An 8,179-nucleotide genomic window follows, 5' to 3' on the forward strand; every position below is an offset into this window, starting at 1 on the left:
ACCAACCAACCAACCAACCACATTATCGGACATTTTAGAGCAATATCAAACACTTTCTCACACTCAGCGTGAAAAAGGCACCTATTTTGAACGCTTGTGCATTGATTATCTTAGCACCGAAAATCATTACAAAACCCTTTATGATACCGTACTTCCCTTTACCGAATGGGTAAACCAGCATAAACCCGATTTCCCCAAAACTGATACAGGCATAGACCTTGTCGCCATTGGCAAGGACGACACATTCACCGCCATACAATGCAAAAATTATTCTGCCGATTATCACATTGCCAAATCTGACATTGACAGCTTTTTTACCGCATCTGGCAAGACAGATTTTAGCCACCGCCTTATCATCACCACAACTGACCATTGGACAGCAAACGCCCAAAATTCCCTTGAAAATCAACAAATCCCCGTCAATATCATCAGTCGTAGCGACCTTGAAAATAGTATCATTGACTGGTCAAAATACACCCCCAATCACACCCCTATACTGCACCCCAAAAAATCACTTCGCCCCCACCAGCTAGAAGCAAAAAATGCTGTCGCCAAAGGTTTTTCAACCGCCAATCGTGGCAAACTTATCATGGCGTGTGGTACAGGCAAAACCTTTACTTCTCTAAAAATTGCCGAGCAACAAGCAGGCGTTGGCAAGACGGTATTATTTTTAGTGCCGAGTTTGGCTTTATTATCGCAATCCTTGACCGAATGGACACAACAGTCCGACATACCCATTCATGCCTATGCCGTCTGTTCGGACAATGACGTTGGCAAACAAACCAGCGATGACATTCTCAAAACCCAAATTCACGAACTACAATACCCAGCCACCACCAACGCCCACGCCCTTAGCAAGGCGTTTGGCAATCGTACTGACACCGACAAAGATACGGTCATGACCGTGATTTTTAGCACTTATCATTCCATTGACGTTATCAGTCAAGCCCAGAAATTGGGCATGGGCGAATTTGACCTTGTGATTTGTGATGAAGCCCACCGCACCACAGGGGCAACTTTTGAAGGCGAAGCCGAAAGCCAATTTGTCCGCATTCATCATAATGATTTTATCCAAACCAAAAAACGCCTATACATGACCGCCACACCCAGAGTGTATAGCGATAGTGCCAAAAAGACCGAAGGCGTGGAGACGCTTTATTCTATGGATAATGCCGAGCATTATGGCGAGACCTTTTATACCATCAGTTTTAGCAGTGCCGTTCATCAGGATTTATTGGTGGATTATAAAGTGTTGGTACTGGCGGTATCCGAAAGCCATATCAATCGCCAATTAGAAAAACTGCTTAACGACAGTGGCAACGAATACAAGGTAGATGACGCTGCCAAAATTATTGGTTGCTGGAAAGCCCTATCCAAATATGGTGTAGAAAATGATTTGTCCGATGACAATTTGCCAATGAAACGAGCCGTTGCCTTTTGTCAAGTGATTGAAAAAGAATACAGGGGCAACAAACATAAAGTCAGCTCAAAAGCCATCAGCGAAATGTTTGGCAATGTCGTATCCGCCTATCAAGCACAAGAGATTGCCAACCTAAAAGACAAAGACAACCCAGACCAATCCCTAAAACTCATCTGTGAAGCTGAACACATAGACGGCTCTATGAATGCCAGCGAAAAACTTACCAAAATCAACTGGCTAAAAGCCCAAACGCCCGACAACACCTGCCGTATCCTATCCAATGTGCGTTGTCTGTCCGAAGGGGTGGACGTGCCTGCTCTGGATGCTGTGCTGTTTTTGACCGCTCGCAATTCTCAAATTGACGTGGTGCAATCGGTTGGGCGTGTCATGCGAAAAGCAGACGGCAAAAAACGGGGCTATGTCATTTTACCCATCGTCATTCCTGCAGGTGTAGAACCAGAAACCGCCCTTGATAACAACGAAAATTACAAAGTCGTCTGGCAGGTATTAAACGCCTTGCGTTCGCATGATGACAGATTTGATGCCATGCTCAACAAGTTAGAATTTGGGGCAAGTACGGACAAAATTGAAATCATCGACATTAGCAACAACATCAAACCCAGAACCAAAAAATCCACCAAAAAGACAGGGCGTGGCTCAAAAACCATTGGGGGTAAAGACGAAAAACCACCCGTACAAGGCGAATTGGATTTTAATATCAGCGACATTGAGCGAGCCTTAGTCGCCAAAATCGTCAAAAAATGTGGTAATCGTATGCACTGGCAAGAATGGGCAGAAAATGTTGCCAAAATTGCAAACACTCATACCGACCGCATTAAAGCCATATTAGAAAATGACAACAATCATATTCAAATCAATGCCTTTAATAAATTTGCTAATCAATTACGCCAAGATTTAAATAACACCACCACCGATAATGAAGCCATAGAAATGCTATCACAGCATTTAATCACCAAGCCTATATTTGATGCGTTATTTTCTGAGAGTGAATTTGCCAAATTCAACCCAATGTCCATTGCCTTAGATAAAGTGATAGACGCATTGGCACTGACCAATATTTCGGATAAAGAAACCAAAGAATTAAATGAATTTTATGATGCGATTGCCATTCGTGTCAGTGGCATTAAAGAACCTGCCCACCGCCAAAGAATCATTAAAGAACTTTATGATAATTTCTTTCGTACCGCTTTTCCAAAACTTGCCGAAAAAATGGGCATTGTCTATACACCCATAGAAGTGGTAGATTTTATCATTCATTCAGTAGAGCATATTTTACAGACCGAGTTTAATTCAAGTTTATCCAATAAAGGCGTACAAATCATTGACCCATTTACAGGCACAGGGACTTTTATCACAAGACTGCTACAAAGTGGCATTATCCCCACCAATCAACTGCCACAGAAATATCAAGAAATCCACGCCAACGAAATGCTTTTATTGGCTTATTATATTGCCGCCATCAATATAGAAAGCGTGTATCACAGCTTAATTATTGATGATTATAAACCTTTTACAGGCATTTGTTTGGCGGATACTTTTGCCATGTATGAAAATGATTTGGTCAGTCATAGCGATAACAGCGAACGCCAAAAACGACAAAAAGAACTGGATATTACCGTGATTATGGGAAATCCGCCTTATTCTGTTGGTAAAAAAAGTGCCAATGATAGTATTGAAAATATGAAATATCCAGTATTAGATAGTCGTATTGAAAAAACTTATGTTAACTTATCAAGCTCTGGATTAAAAAGAAATATGTACGACCCGTACACTCGTGCTATTCGCTGGGCAAGTGATAGAATTAGTGAAAAAGGAATTATTGGATTTATTACCAATTCTGGATTTATTGACTCCAAATCTGCCGATGGATTAAGACAATGTTTATCCAATGAATTTAGCTCATTATATGTTTTTAATTTGCGTGGCGATATTCGTGCAAAAACAGGAGATATTGCCAAAAAAGAAGGGCAAAATATTTTTAATATCATAACAGGTGTTGCTATTTCTATATTGGTTAAAAATCCAAATTCAAAAAATCAAGGGAAAATTAATTATTATGATATTGGAGATTACTTAAATCGCAAAGAAAAGTTAGAGATTATTGAAAATCTTGGTTCAATAAAGAATATCAAATGGGAAAATATTATCCCAAATACTTATCAAGATTGGATAAATCAGCGTAATGAGAATAGCAATTTTGAAAGATATATATCAGTCCACAATGACACTGGTATATTCTCATTATCATCATCAGGTGTTGTAACAAATAGGGATATTTGGGTGTGCAACTGCTCACAAACACAATTACATATCAACATTAAATCAATGATAGATTTTTACAATTCTGAACTAGAAAAATATCAAAAATCAGATAAAACGATTGATGTGTCAAATTTTATTGATTTAAATCCACAAAAAATCAGTTGGAGCAGAGCCTTAAAAAATCATCTATCAAAAGACAGAAAAGCAACCTTTGATAGCAAAAAGATCAGAAGTATTTTATACAGACCCTTTTTTAAACAAAAAATTTATTTTGATAAAATGCTCAATGAAATGCGATCCAATTTACCTAAAATTCTTCCAACTGAAAAACACAATAATCTTATAATTTTTATAAAACACAGATGGAAAAAGGAAGGTTTTTTGTCTATTATCTCAGATAAAATAATGGAAAACCAAGCAGACGGTGGTGGTATTTTATTACCGCTTTATATCTATGAATCCAATAACGATGGTAATTATACTCAAAAATCCGCCATTAGTGATGAAGCCTTAGCTCATTTTAAAGAATTTTATAATGGTGCAGAAATTAGTAAAGAATGTATCTTTTATTATATTTATGGATTACTCCATAGCACCGATTACCGTGAACGCTATGCCGATAATTTATCCAAACAATTACCACGCATTCCACGAGTCAAATCGGTAGATGACTTTTTGGCTTTTAGACAAGCGGGAAAAGAGTTGGCAAATTTACATCTAAATTATGAAAGCGTAGCAATGTATGACGGTGTAAAATTAGATGGTGGTATTAGTATTCACAATGATAAAATTATTGGTGGTAAAGACGATGATTTTTATGTGAGCAAAATGAAATTTGGCAAGCGTAAAAATACTGATACAGGCAAAAATGAAGACGATAAAACAGTGATTATTTATAATGATAATTTTACTGTAAGTAATATTCCATTACAAGCCTATGATTATATCGTCAATGGCAAATCGGCAATAGAATGGGTAATGGAACGCCAGTCCATTAAAACCGATAAAAACAGTGGTATCACCAATAATGCCAATGATTGGGCAATAGAGACGATGAATAATGCTCGCTATCCCTTAGAATTATTACTGCGTGTCATAACGGTAAGTATTGAGAGTATAAATATCGTGAATAATTTGCCCGGTCTTGTGATTGAGTAACATCATAAAAAGCGGATAAAATCTTTATCCGCTTTTATACTTTTTGAGCTTTATTTTTTACTAAGCCAAACCCCACTTTCAATATGATGGGTATAGGGAAATTGGTCAAATAAGGCAAAGCGTTTTATTTCGTGGGTATGATTTAAACATTGTAAGTTTTCAAATAAAGTATCAGGATTGCATGAGATATAAATAATATTATCAAAATTTGCCAAAATCTTTAAGGTCTCATCATCAATCCCTGCTCGTGGCGGGTCTACAAAGACGGTATTAAAGTCATACGTTTTAATATCAATATCACTCTCGGCTAATCGTCTAAATTCACGCTCGCCATTATGGGCTTGGCTAAATTCTTGGGCGGATAAGCGAGCTATGGCAATATTAGAGATATTATTATAATCAATCGCCCATTTGGCAGAATTGACCGATGATTTTGCCATTTCAGTTGCCAGAACTTTATTAAAATATCTAGATAACGGCAAGGTAAAATTACCATTACCACAATATAATTCTAACAAATCTTTTTTATCATGTTGGCTAATATTATCCGCCACATCACAGGCAAAGTTTAGCATATGACGGCATACATGGGCATTGGGCTGACTAAATCCGCCTTCTATTTGCTGATAATAAAAATCTTGGGATTGCCCTTTTATATCCACGCTCATTTTTTCAATGACAAAATCATCATCTAATACCAATTTTTGTCCACGACTTCGCCCAATAAGTTTGACATTTAATTTATCCGCCAATGAATTTGTCAATGTTTGCCAATGCTCATCTAACTTTTTATGATAAATTAAGGTAACCAGCATTTGCCCATATTGTGTATTTAAAAAATCAATTTGAAATAATTTATCTTTTAATAGACTATGTTGTTTTAATTCATTTAATAAAACAGGCATTAGCTCGTTAATAGCACGGCTGGCAATGGCAAAATCGGTAATTTCAATCACCTTTTTTGATTTACCGTCTCGCTCAAACATCGCATAAAACATATCGTCCGCCCCGTCTCGCTCGGTATGCCAAATTCTAAATTCGGCACGCTGGCGAAAATGGCTAATCGGCGATTCATAGACTTCTAAGGTAGGTGGATTAAAAAGGGCGAATTGGGTGTCAATGCGGTCAATCTTGGCGGATAATTGGGCGTGGTACTCATCGTGCGTAAAGGCGGTGTGTGTCATGGCGGTATCATTACAAATAAAACCGCCATTTTATAAAAATATTCGCCAAAAAGCAAATGGCACGCTATAATGGTGCTTTTGTTAATCACACTCTATTTATCCAAATGACCGTCAAAAAAATCCTGCTTATCGGTGCCGAATGCACTGGCAAATCCACGCTCGCCCACGCCCTAGCGGACAAATACCACACCACTTACACGCCCGAATACCTGCGGACTTATCTAGAACAAAAGCCAACAGGTTATGTCTGCACTTTTGATGATTTAACACCCATCGCACAAGGGCAAATGGACAGCGAAAAGCGTGCGGTTGCTACCGCCCATCGCTATTGTTTTATAGATGCGTCATTATTGCTACTGCATATTTATAGTCAGCATTATTTTAATAAAACGCCTGATATTATTTTAAAGCATTTAAATAATCAATATGATTTAATTTTAGTAACCGATGAAATTGGCATTACATGGATAGATGATGGCATGAGAGATTTACCCAATGGGCGTGAACAAATGCGACAAACGATTATTAAAGAATTAGAAAACCGCCAATTACATTATCACACCATTTCGGGGGATTTGGACAGTAGAATAAAACAAGTTGGGGAATTATTAAAAGGTCTTTAATTTTATAAATTTAATAACAATAAAAAGAGCGAAAATAATCCGCTCTTTTATTATTAAATATCCTGTAAAACCAGTTTTCCGTTCGCCCTGAGCCTGCCTGCGGGTAGGAAAACCGTTATGGGCAGGCATAGCTCACCACGAACGGTTTTCCTTAATTCGGGGTTTTGCAGGAAGTCTATTGTATCAATGATTTTTATCACACCTTCTTAACAATCACCGAACCAATTGAATACCCCGCCCCAAACGAGCAAATCACCGCCAAATCACCGCTGGCAATGCCGTCTTGGCAACGATGAAACGCAATCATCGGGCTTGCCGAACTGGTATTACCAAATTCATCAATGACAATCGGAGCAATGGATTTATCTGCGTCCTTGCCCATGACGGTGCGTAAAATCAAATCAATCATGTTAATGTTGGCTTGGTGTAGCCACAGTTTTTTGACTTTGTCGGTGCTGATATTATTCTCTGCCAAATGCGTGCTGATAATCTCAGACACTTTGGGGCAAACTTCACGGAACACTTTACGCCCTTCTTGCAAGAATAATTTATCAGTAACAGGCTCGGTCATATCAGGATACATGGACGTTTTGGCGTGCAAAAACTCACTTCTATCCATAAAGCCAAATTCGTTTTTGATGTTGGTTGAAAACTGTGTCCACAGCTTACTATCTAGCACCTCATAACCTTTTGGCGTGTCTGTCTCTTCAATGATGGTCGCTGCCGCCACATCGCCAAAAATAAAGTGGCTATCACGGTTACGCCAGTTCAGATGAGCGGACGTAATCTCGACATTGACCACGGCAATACGTTTGGCAACACCACCTTTTATCATACCGACCGCTTGGGCGATACCAAAAGTCGCCGCACTACACGCCACATTGGTATCAAAGGCAAATCCGCCCACCATACCGACCGCCTGCTGAATCTCAATGGCAATGGCAGGATAGACACGCTGAAAGTTGGAGCAAGCACAGATAATGCCGTCCAAGTCTTTGCCTTCCAAGCCTGCATTGGCTAAGGCTTGGTTAAGTGCGTCCGTCCCCATCTCCGCCATGATAGACAGCTCTTCGCCAAGTTTGCGGGCAGGGAAAATCGGTGCCATGATATTCGGGTCTAAAATACCTTTTTTATCAATGACATAGCGTGATTTGATGCCTGACGCTTTTTCGATAAATTCTACGGTAGAATGCTGTAAAGCCGTCTTTTCGCCAGACTCAATGGCTTGGGCGTGGGCTTGGTTGTAGTTATCTACATAGGTGTTGAATGCCGTTACCAACTCTTCGTTGGTGATTTTGTCTTTGGGAATGTGTAGCCCTGTGGCGGTGATGCAAATGGTCATAGATACTCCATTTTTGTTTTGAAAAATTTGGTTACAGTTTAGCACACTTTTGCCTAAAAAAATAGCATACATTTGTAAGCTATTTGTCATTGTTGCTTATCGGTATTGTTAAGATGATGGGATTGTTCATGACAAAATAATAAGGGCAAATCTTTGAACCGCACCCCAA

Annotated in this window: 4 protein-coding genes; 2 read left to right on the top strand and 2 right to left on the bottom strand. The window is 39.0% G+C overall.

The window, feature by feature from the left end; translation table 11 throughout:
- Window positions 1-4,861, top strand: a 4,861-nt coding sequence (locus tag B5J94_RS09640) for a DEAD/DEAH box helicase (protein ID WP_409455092.1), incomplete at its 5' end; no start/stop codon positions are given.
- Window positions 4,862-4,911: 50 nt separating this feature from the next.
- Here the strand turns inward: B5J94_RS09640 and trmA are convergent.
- Window positions 4,912-6,045: a tRNA (uridine(54)-C5)-methyltransferase TrmA gene (gene trmA / locus B5J94_RS09645; protein ID WP_079364102.1), complete on the bottom strand. Its 1,134-nt coding sequence runs from the start codon at window positions 6,043-6,045 to the stop codon at window positions 4,912-4,914.
- Between the two features lie 56 nt (window positions 6,046-6,101).
- Between trmA and B5J94_RS09650 the strand changes: the two genes are divergently transcribed.
- Window positions 6,102-6,668 (top strand): AAA family ATPase, encoded by a 567-nt coding sequence (locus B5J94_RS09650; protein WP_062501699.1) that lies wholly within the window; start codon window positions 6,102-6,104, stop codon window positions 6,666-6,668.
- Window positions 6,669-6,864: 196 nt separating this feature from the next.
- Here the strand turns inward: B5J94_RS09650 and B5J94_RS09655 are convergent, their stop codons facing one another.
- Window positions 6,865-8,010 (bottom strand): beta-ketoacyl-ACP synthase III, encoded by a 1,146-nt coding sequence (locus B5J94_RS09655; protein WP_062501677.1) that lies wholly within the window; start codon window positions 8,008-8,010, stop codon window positions 6,865-6,867.
- Window positions 8,011-8,179: the final 169 nt, after the last annotated feature.

Origin of the sequence: Moraxella lacunata (assembly GCF_002027545.1) — a bacterium.
GTDB classification, from domain to species: domain Bacteria; phylum Pseudomonadota; class Gammaproteobacteria; order Pseudomonadales; family Moraxellaceae; genus Moraxella; species Moraxella lacunata.